Origin of the sequence: Fodinicola feengrottensis (assembly GCF_010993775.1) — a bacterium.
GTDB classification, from domain to species: domain Bacteria; phylum Actinomycetota; class Actinomycetes; order Mycobacteriales; family HKI-0501; genus Fodinicola; species Fodinicola feengrottensis.
In genome coordinates, this window is the sequence record NZ_WOTO01000072.1 from 1 (window position 1) to 14954 (window position 14954).

General features: G+C 65.2%; 14 protein-coding genes and 3 pseudogenes. 7 read left to right on the forward strand and 10 right to left on the reverse strand.

Translation table 11 applies throughout. The features are described 5' to 3' along the window. Positions 1-259 precede the first annotated feature (259 nt). From GNX96_RS42205 to GNX96_RS59435, 8 genes and pseudogenes are all read right to left on the reverse strand, one after another. A complete protein-coding gene (locus GNX96_RS42205; protein WP_163573174.1) occupies positions 260-1864 on the reverse strand; it encodes an L-lactate permease in 1605 nt (534 codons plus the stop codon). 37 nt (positions 1865-1901) lie between these two features. Further along, entirely contained in the window at positions 1902-2981 is a 1080-nt protein-coding gene (locus tag GNX96_RS42210; RefSeq protein WP_163573175.1) for a zinc-dependent alcohol dehydrogenase, read from the reverse strand. Positions 2982-3069: 88 nt separating this feature from the next. Beyond that, a complete protein-coding gene (locus GNX96_RS42215; RefSeq protein ID WP_163573176.1) occupies positions 3070-3393 on the reverse strand; it encodes a hypothetical protein in 324 nt (107 codons plus the stop codon). 2 nt (positions 3394-3395) lie between these two features. Next, on the reverse strand, positions 3396-4007 hold the full coding sequence (locus tag GNX96_RS42220) for an MFS transporter (protein WP_163573177.1): 612 nt from the start codon (positions 4005-4007) through the stop codon (positions 3396-3398). Further along, positions 4007-4498 (reverse strand): MFS transporter, encoded by a 492-nt coding sequence (locus tag GNX96_RS42225; protein WP_163573178.1) that lies wholly within the window; start codon positions 4496-4498, stop codon positions 4007-4009. The genes GNX96_RS42220 and GNX96_RS42225 overlap by 1 nt, the downstream gene beginning before the upstream one ends. Positions 4499-4813: 315 nt before the next feature. Then, a complete protein-coding gene (locus GNX96_RS66365; protein WP_390624295.1) occupies positions 4814-5014 on the reverse strand; it encodes a DsbA family protein in 201 nt (66 codons plus the stop codon). Then, the gene (locus GNX96_RS59430; protein WP_279582953.1) at positions 4999-6012 is read right to left on the reverse strand and encodes a Na+/H+ antiporter NhaA; all 1014 of its coding nucleotides are present in this window, start codon (positions 6010-6012) and stop codon (positions 4999-5001) included. Before GNX96_RS59430 ends, GNX96_RS66365 begins: the two co-directional genes overlap by 16 nt. Then, a pseudogene (locus tag GNX96_RS59435) lies at positions 5934-6494 on the reverse strand (Na+/H+ antiporter NhaA); the annotation flags it as partial. The gene GNX96_RS59430 and the pseudogene GNX96_RS59435, both read right to left, overlap by 79 nt. A 65-nt stretch (positions 6495-6559) precedes the next feature. On the opposite strand from GNX96_RS59435, the gene GNX96_RS59440 reads away from it, so the two are divergent. Next, positions 6560-6784 carry a hypothetical protein gene (locus tag GNX96_RS59440; protein WP_279582954.1) on the forward strand — a complete coding sequence of 75 codons (225 nt, stop codon included), beginning with the start codon at positions 6560-6562 and terminating at the stop codon, positions 6782-6784. Positions 6785-6932: 148 nt separating this feature from the next. After that, positions 6933-7073 (forward strand): annotated as a pseudogene (locus tag GNX96_RS66370) (hypothetical protein); the annotation flags it as partial. 435 nt (positions 7074-7508) lie between these two features. On the opposite strand, the gene GNX96_RS42240 reads toward GNX96_RS66370, so the two are convergent. Continuing rightward, entirely contained in the window at positions 7509-8789 is a 1281-nt protein-coding gene (locus tag GNX96_RS42240; protein WP_279582956.1) for a zinc-binding dehydrogenase, read from the reverse strand. 645 nt (positions 8790-9434) lie between these two features. On the opposite strand from GNX96_RS42240, the gene GNX96_RS59450 reads away from it, so the two are divergent. From GNX96_RS59450 to GNX96_RS59470, 5 genes and pseudogenes are all read left to right on the forward strand, one after another. Beyond that, entirely contained in the window at positions 9435-10079 is a 645-nt protein-coding gene (locus tag GNX96_RS59450; RefSeq protein WP_279582957.1) for a hypothetical protein, read from the forward strand. Continuing rightward, entirely contained in the window at positions 10028-12301 is a 2274-nt protein-coding gene (locus GNX96_RS59455; RefSeq protein WP_279582958.1) for a glycoside hydrolase family 76 protein, read from the forward strand. Before GNX96_RS59450 ends, GNX96_RS59455 begins: the two co-directional genes overlap by 52 nt. 179 nt (positions 12302-12480) lie before the next feature. Then, positions 12481-13137, forward strand: coding sequence for a glycosyl hydrolase family 18 protein (locus tag GNX96_RS59460; RefSeq protein WP_279582972.1), 657 nt, complete (start codon positions 12481-12483; stop codon positions 13135-13137). After that, positions 13026-13670: pseudogene (locus GNX96_RS59465) on the forward strand (glycoside hydrolase family 18 protein); the annotation flags it as partial. The gene GNX96_RS59460 and the pseudogene GNX96_RS59465, both read left to right, overlap by 112 nt. 48 nt (positions 13671-13718) lie before the next feature. Next, the gene (locus tag GNX96_RS59470; RefSeq protein WP_279582973.1) at positions 13719-14318 is read left to right on the forward strand and encodes a carbohydrate binding domain-containing protein; all 600 of its coding nucleotides are present in this window, start codon (positions 13719-13721) and stop codon (positions 14316-14318) included. A 290-nt stretch (positions 14319-14608) separates the two neighbouring features. Here the strand turns inward: GNX96_RS59470 and GNX96_RS42260 are convergent, their stop codons facing one another. After that, a complete protein-coding gene (locus GNX96_RS42260; RefSeq protein ID WP_163573180.1) occupies positions 14609-14938 on the reverse strand; it encodes a multidrug efflux MFS transporter in 330 nt (109 codons plus the stop codon). Positions 14939-14954 lie beyond the last annotated feature (16 nt).

A 14954-nucleotide genomic window follows, 5' to 3' on the forward strand; every position in this document is an offset into this window, starting at 1 on the left:
CGTGCCGCGCGATTATGGAGGCGCGGCTGTTGGGTTTTGAACTCTCACTTGCGTAGGCAGAGAATTCAGCTATTGCTGAGCGCCTCAAATGCCAGCTTGCGCTATGCGCTCAAGCCGCAGTGCGAGGATCTAATACGTGGTTTGGTGAATGTATTTGCTAGAGGTGCCTCGAATAGCCGATTTGGATGGAATGTCCATCGAGGTTTCGTCGTCAGATGTTCCCGACCAGTTACTTCTGGAGAAGGGGTTCCTCGGGCGTTTAGACGACGACTAGCCAGGCTAGGGGGCCGTACGCCATGAGGAAGATGAGGACGCAGAAGCCGGCGAGGAATCCGAGGCTCCAGAGGAAAGTTCGCCGGACCAGTTGACCTTCTTCGCCGGACAGGCCGACGGCGGCGGCTGCGATGGCGAGGTTTTGGGGGCTGATGAGTTTGCCGAGGGCGCCGGCTTCGCTGTTGGCGGCGGCGGTCAGGTACGGGCTGAGGTGGAGTTGTTTGGCGGCGGCGACCTGTACGGCGCCGAAGAGGGCGTTGGCTGAGGTGTCGGATCCGGTGGCGGCGACGCCGAGCCAGCCTAGTACGGGTGAGAGCAGAGCGAACGCGATTCCGGTGTGGGCGAGCAGAGTGCCGATGGTGTTGGCCTGGCCGGAATAGTTCATCAGATAGGCCAGCGCCATCACGAGCAAGACAGTGAAGGCCGCGGAATAGACCTGTACGAGTCCGGCGCCATATTCGCGTACGGCGTCACGTGCTCGGATCCTCTGGATGGCGAGCGTGAGAAGACCCGTCACCAGCAGCACCGTGCCGGTCGCGGTCAGCAGGTTGAGCTGGAACAGTGGCAAAGCCAGAGCCTTGCCGTTGGCGCCAATCGCGCCGGCGCCGGGCCAGCGGAACTGGATGGTCAGGGTCTGCAGCCAGTCGGAGACCGGATTCTTCAGCGACACCAAGGCAAGCAGGACGATCAGTACGCCGTAGGGTGCGAAGGACGGCAGCCAGTGCCGCTGTTCGTCAGGAGCCTCGTCGGCTTTTTCGTTGGGCGGTGGGAGAATCTCGCGAGGGGACCACAAGCGCAGCAGCACAGCCACGGCTGCCGCTGACAGCAGCGCGCCGATCAGGTCGGCGAGCTGGAAAGTGACATAGTTGGCGGCGGCGAACTGGCCGATGGAGAAGCCGAGGCCGGTGGCCAGGGCGACCGGCCAGAGTTGCCGGAGGCCGCGCTTGCCGTCTAGGACAAGCAAAAGCGCGAAGGGGACGAACAGCGCGACTATCAGCGCCTGCCGGCCGACCATCTCACCGAGCGGTCCGGTGGGCAATCCAGTTGCCTTGCTCAGCGCGAAAATCGGGTTGCCGACCGAGCCGAAAGCTGTCCCGGCCGCGTCCGCGAAAAGGGCGACGGTGGCGGCTCGGATGGGGCTGAAGCCGAGGGCGAGCAGGATGGCCGCGACGACCGCGATGGGGGCACCGAAGCCGGCCATTGATTCCAGCAACGATCCGAAACAGAAGGCCACGACCAGACCTTGTACGCGATAGTCCCTCGACAACAAAAGGAAAGTACGCCGTACGGTGTCGAGGTGCCCAGACCTGGTGATCAGCCGGTTCAGCCAGATGGCGTTGACGATGATCCAGACGATCGGGAAAAGCCCGAAAGCGGCGCCTTCCAGCGCACCGCTGAAAGCGGGCACTGGCGGCAGCCGGAAGATCGGGATCGCCACTACTAATCCGCACACCAGGCTGATCAGCGCGGCCCAGTGGGATCGCATGCGTACGACGCCGAGCAGCACCAGCAGCAGAATCAGCGGCACCGCGGCGACTAATGCCGACAGTACGAGCGAATTAACCACCGGGGCCAGAATTTGATGATGCATCCCGGGCTCCTCGCGCCTTGGGGTGACGACGATCAGGTTAGGGTACGACGACGACCTTCACCGGATCGCCTTCCCGCTCCCGCATGACCCGGAACGCCTCGGCGATCTGGTCCAGCGGGAATCGGTGGGTGACCAGCTCTTTTTTCGCGCGCAGCTGACCGGAAGCGGCTAACGCCACGGCTCGCTGAACGTTGTTCCGACCCTCGCCCCGAGAGGTGTACATCGTGATGTCCTTGCGCACCACCGCACTCAGGTCCAACTGGACCGAATCGCGATAGAACGCAACGAAAAGAATCTTCCCGCCACGCTTGGTGACTTCCGCGCACTGTTGCGGGGTGCCGAGGCCGCCGGACGCTTCGATGGCGAGATCGACGCCCTGTTCGCCGGTCAGTTCCAACACGGCTCGTACGGGATCGACTTCACTGGAGTTAATGGTGTGCCGGACCCCGAGCTTGGCACCGAGCTCCAGCCGGGATGGCCTGGTGCCAACCAAAATCACCCGCGCCGCCCCCATCGCACGGCAGACCTGCGCGGTCATCAGACCGACCGGGCCGGGACCGAAAATCGCCACGTCCTGGCCGACGATGTAACCGCCTGCGACGTCCAGTCCATACAAACCGGTGCCGGCCGTGGTGATCAGCACCGCGTCCTCGGCGGACAGTTCGGCCGGCAGATGGTAAAGCGCGCTGACATGGTGTACGACGTATTCGGCGAAACCACCGTTCGCGGTCATCCCGCTGGCTCGGTGCCCCTTGGCCGGATTTCCGTAGTTGAGGCAAGCGGTGTAGCGGCCCACCAGGCAGTTGGCGCACCGGCCGCAGCCTCGATGCGCCTCGATGCAGACCCGGTCGCCGGGCTGGAACTCGTCCACGGTCGAGCCGGTCTCCACGACCACCCCGGTCCACTCATGACCGGGGGTGAACTCACCAAACGGTGGAGTCTGTGGGAAATGTCCATCGACGATCTTCAGGTCGGTGCCGCACGCCCCGCACATTTCGACTCGTACGAGCACATCCTCGGGACCTGGGCGGGGCACCGGTCGATCGACCACCCGCAGGTCGCCCGGACCGTACAGCACCGCGGCCCGCATGGTGGTGGGCGCACTCGCAATGATCACGTGTTGAGGCTAACGGTCCGGGGGCTTCGCGGATAACAGTGATTGGGGCGGCCCGAACGAGACATTTTCTTGCGATCGAACACAAGTTCTAGTACGTCTGAGCAGTCTTCAGGCTTTCGGACTCCACGTAGCCGTAGACCTCGGGCAGGATGTAACGCGCTGCAAGGAAACCACCCAGCGCGATCAGCGACACGATCGCGGTGGCCGCCGCCGTGCCGGTCGCCTCAAGCAGCAACGGGAACAGGAAAAGTGTGACGAAGCTGGCCAGTTTCACGAAAACGTAACCGAAACCGCACGCGGTCGCCTTGTAACGAGTGGGCGCCACCATCGCGGTGACGGTCATGCCGTTGGTGCCGGCCCAATACTGGCCCCACATCATCGCGGCCGCGGCGAGCAGTAACAGCCAGCCCACGTTCAGTTGTAGCGCGAAAGCGGCGAGTAACAACGAGACGAACGAGATTCCAAAGCCCCACTGGGAGATGCCACGGTGGCCGATGCGAGAAGTGATCTGCGGCCCGACAAAGCCACACTCACGGCGGCGAGGCAGTAGATGGCGCCGGTCATCAGGTTGGTGGCCACGATGCCCTTGGAAATCCCGGCAACGGCTAGTACGGAGGGTAAGTAGAACCCGAAGGCGCCGAACGAGGCCGACTGTGCGGCGTTGGAGATCCAGCCGAAAATGCTGGCCCGTCGACGTACTGGATCAGACCAGATGCTGCGCAGGAAGTTCGCGGTGCTGGGCCGTTTGATGCGGAAATCCTGGTCCGGAAGCATGTCCAGCGAATCGTGGAACATCACTCGCGAGACCTGCTTGGCCTGGTGGAACTTGCCGCGCAAAATGAGCGAAGGCGCGGTGTCGGTGATTTTGAGGCGGCCGAGCAGCAGCGCGAGCGCGGGCAGCGCTCCCAGTGCGAGGCCAATCCGCCACAGCAACGAATGATCGACGCCGGCGACCAGCATCACCGTGACGACGGTGATCGCGAGCACCTCGCCAATGGCGAACATTCCCTGTTTGCGGTTGCCCATCACCTCACCTCGCGGGTGCCCCGCGGCATGGCCTCCATGATGTACGCGTACCCGGACGCGAGGTCGCTGCTCAACGGGAATCCGAGCAGAAACCGGATGGCCACTAGTTGCCACATGCTGGTCACGAAACCCTGCAGTGGGGCCAACACTATGAACAGCACCATGGTGGTGATGAAGACCCATCGCCGTCCCAGCCGGTCCGCAAGCCAGCCACCGAAAACGGCGCCGAGCAGGCCGCCCAGCTGGACCGCACTGGACGCGAGGCCCAACATCAGTGCGCTGGGGTGGAAATCGGCCTTCACGAAGACCAGCAGGAACGAGATCGCGTAGATATCCCAGGACTCGACCAGGATCGTCGACATCATCAGCCAGCCGACGCCCTGGCCGTTCCTGGTGCCCTGGCTGTTCATCACCCGGTGGGCGGCCTGATCCGACAGGGCGATCAGTTCCGCGTGGGTGGTGGCTCGAAACGGCTTGGTGGGACTGGACATGAAGTGAGTCCCCCCGGGGAGTCACATGCGAACGGGGGCAGAGGTTCTTACGACAAACGAAAAAACTTCCTGGCCAAGATCACTTTAGACGTAAGCGTTACGTCGGTAAACATGGCCCGCGTGTCCATAGCGCAGAGTTGTCAGGAGATGGGCGACCTTTCGTACGTTCGACCCGCTCATCCCTCTTCCTGGTGCCTTTTTTGGAAGGCTGACCGACTGGGCAAGGTCGCTCTGGGTAGCGACTTCCCAGGGTCGAAGGGAAAACCGGAAAAGGGTTGCCGACCGCGCCCGGTGTTCGCTCACGTGTACGCGAGATCAGCCGTCGAGGGAGGTGATGATCGCGCGGGTACGGGCGGTGGTGATGGCAACGGTCAGGGTCTCGATGTCGTACGCGCCGTAATAGCGCTGACCGTTGATAAAGAACGACGGGGTGCCGGAAATGCCGCTGAGGTCCGCGGACTCCAGGTCCTGAGCGACCCTCGCGGCATGGACGTGGCGTTTCAGGTCTCGTGGAATCGCTGCTTGTCCAGGCCTTGCTCTTCAGCGTATTTCATCAGATCCATGATGCGCAGCTTGTCCTGTCGGGCCAGCAACAAGTCGTGCATCGGCCAGAACGCGCCCTGGGCTGCCGCGGCTTCGGCCGCTTCGGCGGCCAGCTGTGCCTGTGGATGTACGTCGGTGAGCGGAAGATGGCGCCAGACATAGCGCACGTCATCGTCGACAAGCAGGTCTTCGCGTACGGCCACCTCGGCCTGGCCGCAGTACGGGCACTGGAAATCGCCGTATTCGACGACGGTGACCGAGGCGTCCGCCGGGCCGCGAATGTGGTCGCGGTCGGGGTCGACCGGCACGAGGAGATCGAGCAGTTGCTCGGCGTCGCCCAGCAGCGCGACGGCTCGGCGATTCTCCGGAAGCAGCGCCGTGATGCGAAAAACCACCCAGGTGAGCAGCGGCGCGACGATCATGGTCGACAGCACTCCGAGTTTCGCCTCGGCCAGTTGCGGTCCGCTGAAGGCGAGGGTGGCGATCAGCAAGGACACGGTGAAGCCGATGCCGGCGATGGTGCCGGTGCCGGCGACCGACGCCCAGCCGACAGTGGGCTTGATCCGGCCGCCGCTCAGCCGCGACAGCAGCCACGACATGCCCAGAATGGCGACCGGCTTTCCCAGCACATAGCCGAAAAGAATGCCGAGCGTGATCGGGGTGGTGTAGGCCCGTACGAGAAAGTCGCCGTTGATGACGATGCCCGCGTTGGCCAGCCCGAAAAGCGGCACGATGAGATAGCTCGTCCACGGCAGATAGAAATGCTGGAGGCGCGCGGGGGGGAGAGCGTCGAGGTGAGTCCGGTGGTCGCATCCCGAGCCAGTTCCGGCGTCGGTTGTTCGCGGAAAAGCTTGAAAAGGCCGGTCGCCTGCTCCAGGTTTTCTCGCGCTGGTGAGTAGGCGGACGCGGTCAGGCCAATCGCGAGGCCGGCGACCACCGGGTCGACCCCGCTGCTCAGCAAAGCGGCCCACATGACAATTCCGAGCAGGGCGTAGAGCGCCGGCCGGTCCACTCCGAACTTGAGGGCGGCGATGAGTACGCCGAACACCACCACGGCGATCGCGATGGGCATGATCCGTACATCGGTGCTGTACGCGAAGGCGATCACGATCAGCGCGACGAGATCGTCGACGACCGCGACGGTCAGCAGGAACACTCGTACCCGATCGGGGACTCGGCGGCCGAGCAGCGACAGCATTCCGAGCGCGAGCGCGGTGTCGGTCGACATCGCCACGCCCCATCCGTGCGCGGCTGGCCCGGCCAGCGTGATGGCCAGGTAGATCAGCACCGGGATCGCCATCCCGAGCAGTCCGGCGGCCAGCGGCAGCACGAACCGGCGCCGGTCCCGCAGGTCGCCAAGGTCGACTTCGCGGCGCGCCTCCAGGCCCACTACCAGGAAGAACAGCGTCATCAGCCCGCTGTTGACCCAGGTCCGCAGGTCCTGCGAGATGCCGAAAACCGCCGAGCCGAATCGAGAACTGGAGGTGCCAGAACGCCTCGTAGCCGGCGACGCTGACGTTGGACCAGAGCAGCGCGAGCACGATCGCGGCCACCAGCACGCCGGCGCTGCCCGACTCGGTGCGCAGGAACGTACGCACCGGCGCGGCCGCCCGGCGGGTCAGCGGAGTGCGCGTGGACGAGTCCGTCATGGCGCCATCATCGCTGAGTCGCGGGGCGCCGGCCGTACGGGCACCCATGCCTGATCGCCTGTCCGTTCGGCCGCAGCGGCCGGTCAGGCCGTGAGCGAAGGTTGACGAAAGCTGCTGAAACGGAGATCTCAGGCAATGAACAGCATCACCAAAAGGTCGGCACGGACACCGTGACCGTCGGAGTCAGGGACCGCGTACGAGCCGCTTTTCGGGATATTCCAAGAGATGTTTATCTGTCCCATGTGGACCCTGCGAAATGCCTTCGAGACGTGCCGCTGGGATACGGGCCCGATCTGTGCGCCGACCAGCCGTCCGCATTGGCCGCGATGCTGGAGCAATTGGACGTACGACCGGGCCATCAGGTGTTGCTGGTTGGGTCCGGCAATCGCGATATCGACGGATATCTGACGGCACTGATTGGCCACCTCACCGGTCCGACCGGCGGGGTGGCCTGGGCCGACCGGCCGCCGTACGACCGGGTGCTGGTCACCAAGCGCCATCTGAACCGATGGTTCGAGCTGGTGCCGGGTGGACGGCTCGTACGGCCAGTGGAGATTTCCGGCATGTGCCGGACCGTCAGTGTGGAGGCTGATGGGGATCGATGGGTCAGTCGGTCCATTCGGCCGGTGAACTTCGTCTCGATGCAGCAGGGTTCGGCGCTCGCACTGCTGACCGACGGCGACATCGTCGGACCGGACCTGAGTCGACGCGATCATCGCGCGACCGGCCTGACGATCACTCCGGCGGAAGTCGTGGACGGGCTGAGCCTGTGGCTTGAACTTCGTCATGGCGGCTGGTCCTCGACCGGAATTCCGTACTTAATGGAGACCGTACGGGTGATGAGCAACGCCGGCACGGCCGCGCTTTTTCGGCGTACGTCCGGCGAAATCGGCGTGCTTGTTCAGGACTGCATCGGCGGCAGGCTCGCCGACCAGTTGTGCGATTCGGTACGCGAATGGGATGCCGCCGGTCGGCCAGGGAGCGCGGACCTTCGGCTCACCTGGGGTAGCCACCGCGTGCAGCCGGAACTCAGCGGACGGTTGGTGGAGCCAACGAACTAACGGCTGAACGGCGGAATTTCCCCGAAAAGACGCGCCGCTCAGGGGCGCAGGATCAGCCGGATCGGGTTGCCTTCCTTGCTCTGCAGACGTGCCACCGCGTCGGCGGCCTGAGCCAGCGGGAGGACATCGCTGATCGAACCGGACAGGTCGAGCCGGCCGCGGCGGGCGAGCCCGACGAGCTGTTCGACCGCTCCCGGCTGATAGCCGTAGTGGCCGAGGATTTGTCGTTGCAGGAAGCTGAAAGCGGGTGCTGTCGGCGACGGTGAACGGCTGCCCGCTGAGGCCGACCAGGACCAGCCGGCCGCCGGCGCCCAGGCAGCCGACCGCCTGGTCGCGGACGGCGGTGACGCCGGCGAAGTCGAAGGCGGCGGACAGCCCGGCGCCGTCCGTCTCGGCCCACATCCGCTGACCGAAGTCCGCGTCGGTCGGGCTGAGCACGACGTCGGCGCCGAGCGCCAGGGCGCGCTCCCGGGCGGCCGGCAGTGGGTCGACGACCACGATCGGGGCGGCTCCGACCAGCCGCAGCAACTGGACGCCGTGTGCGCCGAGACCGCCGGCACCCCAGACGCCAACCGCCTGACCGGGACGTACGTTCGCCGTCTCGACGATCGCGCCCCACGGCGTGGAAACCGCGTCTGGGATGATCGCGGCCTGGTCGAACGGGAGGCTGTCCGGGATCGCCACCAGCGTGGTCGCGGTGGCCAGCGCGTATTCGGCCCACCCGCCGTCGTAGTCGACGCCACGGGTGAGCATCCGGCCGCTCGGGTTTCGCTCGCCGGCCTGCAGGATGACCCGCTGGCCCGGCTGCCAGCCGGTGACCTCGGCGCCCAGCGCGTCGATGGTGCCGGCCACCTCGTGCCCGAGGGTGACGGTGTTTTCCCGGCCGAGCCCCAGGGTGCCGTCGATCAGGTGCACGTCGGACAGGCACACTCCGGCCGCCGCGACCTTGATGCGCACCTGGTCGCGGGCGGGCTCCGGAACCGGCACGTCCACCATCGCGAATTCCCGGGTCTTCACGTTCAGACGCCCCGCGAGCATGAGCGACCACCGTCCTTCCGTTGTCCACCGTCGAGTCCAACGTACGACAGCGACGCGGCCGATCCGGCGGCGGGCCGGTGGACTGGTGTTCGCGGCTGGGTGGTTACGTGCCTGCCCTGGCCGATTTTCGAACCTGCCGGGGAAATGAACGAGGGTATTGTTCAATGTGAGCAGAATTGGCCTGCCGCGACTGGCGCATCTATTGTCGTACGGGAAAACCTGCCGTCAGCGCCAATGATTTTTTTCCGTTCGCGGCGAGGCGGCCGATGGCCGGATCCGGCCACTGTGTCGCGGGTTGTTCTGAGCTGCGTCAATCGGTGTAATCCTGTGGATCTCATAGCCGGCTTAACCGGTATTGATCAACCGCACGATTATTCAGGATTTCACGGGATTCCGCCTCCGGAGAAGGAGCTGGCCCATGTCCGGACGTTCGCGGTGGTGGCTGGCCCCGAAAATCTTCCTGATCATCGCGGTTTTGGCCGCAATAACGCCATCCCAGCCGGCGGTCGCGGGGACCCAGGTGTGCTCGGTCTATTGCGACACCCGTGATCCGTCGTTGGCGCGGCAGGAAACTTTCCCCGTTTCGAATAAGATCGTTAATGGGCGACGTATTGTCCTGCACGTTTCCGATGCCGACGCGATGGCGTGGGCCAGCATCGACGATGGGACGACCGGGGACTCGGTCTGGCTCGACCGGAGCTGGGGGACGGCGGCACGACGTGGGACGGATTGCTGGGAAAGGCAAGCATTCCCGCGACGTGGACCGGCACTCGTACGCTCATGTACAACCTCGCGGACCCGTCGAATCACCGTCGAGGTCTGCTGCGTGCCTGTGGCGACGCGCAGGGCGTTGCCTGCACGGATTGGGCGTACGTACGAGTGTGCGACGCGGCCTGTGATGGCACCGACGCGTCCGGCGCGGTCGGCGACGATCAGCCGGTGCCGCCGACGACCTTGAATGGCCGGGAGTTCGCCCTGCATATGGACAATCGCGGGATGGCCTGGGCAACCCTTTCGGCCGGCCGTGCCGGCGACGAGGTGTGGTTGGACCGGTCCTGGAACGAGGGCGCCTCCTGGCCGGACGGATCATCGCTGGGACGCCTCAGTGTCGGCTCCGGCGCGACTTCCACCCGGACCGCACTTTTCGCCACCCGAGATCCGAAATCGCTGCTCTATGGCGGTGCCGTACGGGCCTGCGGCCGGGCGGTCGTCGAGGGCTCCAACGGCAGCTGTACGGCGTGGGCTCGGCCGGCCAGCGCGATCGTCCGGCGGCGGCCGCTGACGCGTTGATGTATTCGTACGACCCGAACACCGCCTGGTGGCCGTCGAGCTGGTGGAACTCGGCCGTCGCGGTCACCACGATGATGGATTACCTGCAGCGGACCGGAAGCACCAGTCAGCGCTGGATTGTCGACCGCACATTCGAGGTCAACAAAGGCGTCTTCCCGGCCGGGGTGAAAAGCAGCGACCCGATCGAGGGAAACTTCGCCAGCCGGGCGATCGACGACACCGAATGGTGGGGCATCGCTTGGATCCAGGCGTACGACCTGACCCATGACGCGAAATACCTGTCGATGGCCCAGACCATTGGGCAGTACGTGCAGGGATATTGGGATACCACCTGCGGTGGGGGGGTGTGGTGGAACCGCGAGCGTACGTACAAAAACGCGATCACCAACGGCCTTTATGTCCGGTTGGCGGCCGCCCTGCACAATCGGCTGCTCGCAGACACCACCTGGTTGGGCCGGGCGATCGCGGGTTGGAACTGGTTCTCGGCCAGCGGCATGATCAATGCCAGCGGATTGGTCAACGACGGCATCGACAGCGGCTGCCACAACAATGGCGGCACGGTGTGGACGTACAACCAGGGACTCGCGATGGGTGCAGCGCTGGAACTGTGGCGAGCCACCGGTGATCCGACTCAACTCGCGGCGGCCCGTCGGCTCGCCGACGCGGCGATCACGTCATCTTCGTTGAGCCCGAACGGCATTCTCACCGAGTCGTGCGACCCGGCCAACACCTGCGACGACAACCAAAAGCAGTTCAAGGGCATCTTCATGCGGTATTTGCTGGATCTTTTGACCGCGACCGGCGACTCCGGATATCGGGGGTACGCCCAACGGCAGGCGGATGCGATCTGGCAGCACGATCGCGATCCGCTGAACCGAATAGGTCAACGCTGGGCTGGGGCGACACCGAACGCCGGACTGGCGGACGCAGGCGAGCGGGCTCGGTGGTCTGCTAGGCGCCTGAATCCCATCTCTCCAACGCAAAGGAGCAGCCTCATGCGCAGCTGGAAGATCGCCGCTGTTGGCACGCGCGGCGGTGGCCCTGGCCACCGTCGCCGGACTCGCCCTGTTCTCCGGCACCGGCCAGGCGGCCACCGCCGCCCTGGGCAGCAACTGGTACGCCTCCGCGCCGTACGTGATGCCGGAAGACAACAGCCCGCCGGACGTGGCCGCCGTCATGGACGCGACCGGTCAAAAAGCGTTCCAATTGGCCTTTATTCTGGATTCCGGCGGCTGCACGCCATCGTGGGGCGGCACCTCGCCGATCTCGTCGGACACCGCGGCTGGCGCGCTGATCAACAACCGTTCGGAGCAAAGGTGGGGATGTTTCGGTCTCCATCGGCGGTTACGGCGGCACCAAACTGGGCCAGAACTGTGGCAGCCCGGCGGCTACCGCGGCCGCGTACCAGCAGGTGCAGCAAATACAGCCTGCACGCAATCGACTTCGACCTGGAGGAGCCGGAGTACGAAAACGACGCGGCGGTGAACAACGAGCTCGGTGCGGCGCAGATCCTGCAGCGCAACAACTCCGGGCTTTACGTGTCCGTCACGATGCCCGGCACCACCTCCGGCGCCGGCTACTTCGGCACTTTGTTGCTGGACAAGTCCAAGACTTTGGGCTTCACTCCGGACAACTTCTCCATCATGCCGTTCGACGGCGGTTTCAACGGCGCCACGGATCAGATCAACGCGTTGGAAAGTTTTCACGGACTGCTCGAATCGCACCTCGGCTGGAGCAGCGCCACCGCGTACGCCCACGAAGGCGCGTCGTTGATGAACGGCCGCTCGGACACCGGTGAATTCTTCCGGCAAGCCGATTTCCAGTCCGTGTTGAACTACGCGACCAGCCACGGCCTGGCCCGCTTCACCTTCTGGGCGGTGAACCGGGACCGGCAGTGTTCGCCGCCGGACAACAACGGCCAGACCTCCGGCGTCTGCAGCAGTGTCACGCAGAATTCCTGGGACTTCACCAAATACTCGGCGACATTCGCCGGCGCCACGCCACCCACCAGCGGCCCGTCGTCCTCGCCGACGGCGCCGCCGCCGCCGACCTCCGCGCCTCCGGGCGGCGGCTGCTCGGCGGCCGCGTGGAGCGCCACCACGACGTACAACGGCGGCGCGGTCGTCTCGTACGGCAGCCACCAGTGGACCGCGAAATGGTGGAGCTACGGTGACATTCCCGGCGGTCCCGCCGGCGTCTGGGCCGACAACGGCGCCTGTTGAGCAGTGGAAGCAGCCCCAATCCCAGGAGGATTCTTGTGCGAACCAACAGAAGGCTGGCCTTCACCGGTGCCGCGTTCGCGGTCGCCTCGCTGCTGGCCCTGACCACCGCGCTGCTGGGTGCGGCCAGTCCGGCCACCGCCAACACCACCGGCGCGCCGGCCACCAGCGGTGGCATCAAGGTGGCCTATTACGACCAGTGGTCGATCTACCAGAACGCCTTCTATCTCAAGAACGTCGACAACGAAGGCATCGCTGGGAAACTCGACTACATGCTGTACGACTTCGCGAACGTCGATCCGACCAACCTGACCTGTTTCGAGGCGAACAAGGCGGCTTCGCAGGACGAGAACGACCCGAACGCCGGTGACGGCGCCGGAGACTCCTTCGCGGACTACCAGAAGTCGTTCGGCTCGGACATCAGCGTCGACGGCACCGCGGACGTGTGGAACCAGCCCATCGTCGGCAATTTCCACCAGTTGCAGGAGTTGAAGGCGCGGCACCCGAACCTGAAGGTGCTGCTGTCGATCGGCGGCTGGACGTATTCCAAGTTCTTCTCCGACGCGGCGGCCAGTGACGCGGCCCGCAAGAAACTGGTCTCGTCCTGCATCAACATGTTCATCAAGGGAAACCTGCCCGTACAGGGTGGCTATGGCGGCGACGGTACGGCGAAGGGCATCTTCGACGGCTCGACATCGACTGGGAATACCCGGGCGGTGGCGGCCACACCGGCAACCACTCCAGTGCCGCCGACAAGCAGAACTTCACCGCGCTGCTGGCCGAATTCCGGTCCGAGCTCAACACGCAGGGCTCGGCGGACGGTAAAACGTACGCGCTGACCGCTGCTTTGGGCGCTGGGCAGGACAAGATCAAGAACCTGGAGACCGACAAGATTGGCCAGTACCTCACCTTCGGGGACCCGATGACGTATGACATGCACGGCGGTTGGGAGGCGACCGGACCGACCAACCACCAGTCGCCGCTGTTCTCCGGCCCGAACGACCCGATGGCCCCGATCCCGCCGGGCACCGCGAAATACAACGTCGACGAGGCCATCAAGGCGTTCACCGTCGGGGATTCCCAGTACGGCATTCCTGGTGGTTTCCCAGCCGCCAAGCTGAACATTGGCGTGCCGTTCTACTATCGCGGCTGGACGGGCGTACCAGCCGGCAGCAACCACGGGCTCTTCCAGACCGCCACCGGTCCGGCGCCAGGTGCGGCCGACTCCGGAAACGTGGCTGGAATCCGGATGTACAAAGAACTTTCCGGGGTTGTCGACAACCCGAGCGACACTTTCTGGGACGACAGCGCGAAAGCCTCCTATTTCTACGACGGCACGAATTTCTGGTCGGGGGAGAACACCCGGTCCATCCAGGCCAAGGCCGACTACCTGCACTGCAACGGACTCGGCGGCACCATGATGTTCTCGCTCTACGACCTCGATCCGGGCACCACCTTGTTCAACGCGGCGGTAACCGACACCGGTGGCTCGGCGGCGAGCTGCCCGGCCGGCCCCACGCCGACACCGAGCACGACGTCAGCGGGACCGACTCCGCCAGCCTCGCCGACACCGACTCCGCCGGCCAGTCCCAGCCCCACTCCGACTCCGCCGGGCGGATCGGGAGCTGTCACCAACGGCACTTTTGAGACCGGCAGCCTCACTCCGTGGACCTGCACCGCTGGCTCTCGGGGCAGCGTACAAGGCGGCACTGTCCACAGTGGAACGCACGCTTTGTCAGCAACACCAAGCAACAGTGACACCGCTCAATGCACCCAAACGGTGGCCGTCAAACCGGGAACGGCTTACACACTGACCGGCTGGGTGAACGGCAGCAACACCTATCTGGGCGCCACCGGCACCGGCGGAACGGATCCCTCCACCTGGGCCACCACCAGCGGCGGCTGGCAGAAACTCACGCTCACCTTCACCACCGGCGCCGCCACCAGCAGCATCACCGTCTTCACCCACGGCTGGTACGGCACCGGCACGTACTACGTGGACGACATCGCCCTCGCGTAGCGGTGGACGTTTTGGCCGCGATGCCTCATCGCGTGCGCCACCCGCACGCGATCAGGCATCGCCGCCAAAGTCACGGGAGATATTCCCAGAAACCTCCGGAACCGTCGCTCGTCCTCGCGACCCAGGGCGGCTCAGCCTGGGGGACTATCGGCCGCTCGGTACGGGCTCGGCCACGACGGGCTGCGGTACGGTCGTACGCCCCTTCTGGTTGGGCATCCAGATGACGCAGATAATGGCCGCTGCCAGGGCGAAACTCGCGCCGACCAGGAAGCCCAGCCGGAATCCGCCGGTCAGCGCGCGACCGGGTCGGACGCGCCGGCGGCCAGCAGTGCGTGAGTCCGAGTGCTCGCGAGGGTGGCCAGGATCGCCAACCCCAACGCGGATCCCACCTGCTGGCTGACATTGACCAGGCCGCCGGCGAGCCCGGAGTCGGCGGCTGGCACTGCGGTGACCGCGGAAATGTTGATGGCCACCGACGCGAGACCGCCACCGGCCGAGACCACAATGGACGGACCGAGAATGTCGGCGAGGAAGCTGCCGGTCGGACTTACCTGGCTGAACCAGCCCAGGCCGGCGGCGGCCAGCACCAGCCCGGTCACCATCGCCGTCTTCAAGCCCATTTTTGTGACCACTCGG

What these genes read in the sequence shown, in the direction of transcription:
- GNX96_RS42205 (WP_163573174.1), bottom strand. Translation starts at nt 1,864, where the DNA reads ATGCATCATCAAATTCTGGCCCCGGTGGTTAATTCGCTCGTACTGTCG.
- GNX96_RS42220 (WP_163573177.1), bottom strand. Translation starts at nt 4,007, where the DNA reads ATGGGCAACCGCAAACAGGGAATGTTCGCCATTGGCGAGGTGCTCGCG.
- GNX96_RS42225 (WP_163573178.1), bottom strand. Translation starts at nt 4,498, where the DNA reads ATGTCCAGTCCCACCAAGCCGTTTCGAGCCACCACCCACGCGGAACTG.
- GNX96_RS42240 (WP_279582956.1), bottom strand. Translation starts at nt 8,789, where the DNA reads ATGCTCGCGGGGCGTCTGAACGTGAAGACCCGGGAATTCGCGATGGTG.
- GNX96_RS59470 (WP_279582973.1), top strand. Translation starts at nt 13,719, where the DNA reads ATGTTCTCGCTCTACGACCTCGATCCGGGCACCACCTTGTTCAACGCG.
- GNX96_RS42260 (WP_163573180.1), bottom strand. Translation starts at nt 14,938, where the DNA reads ATGGGCTTGAAGACGGCGATGGTGACCGGGCTGGTGCTGGCCGCCGCC.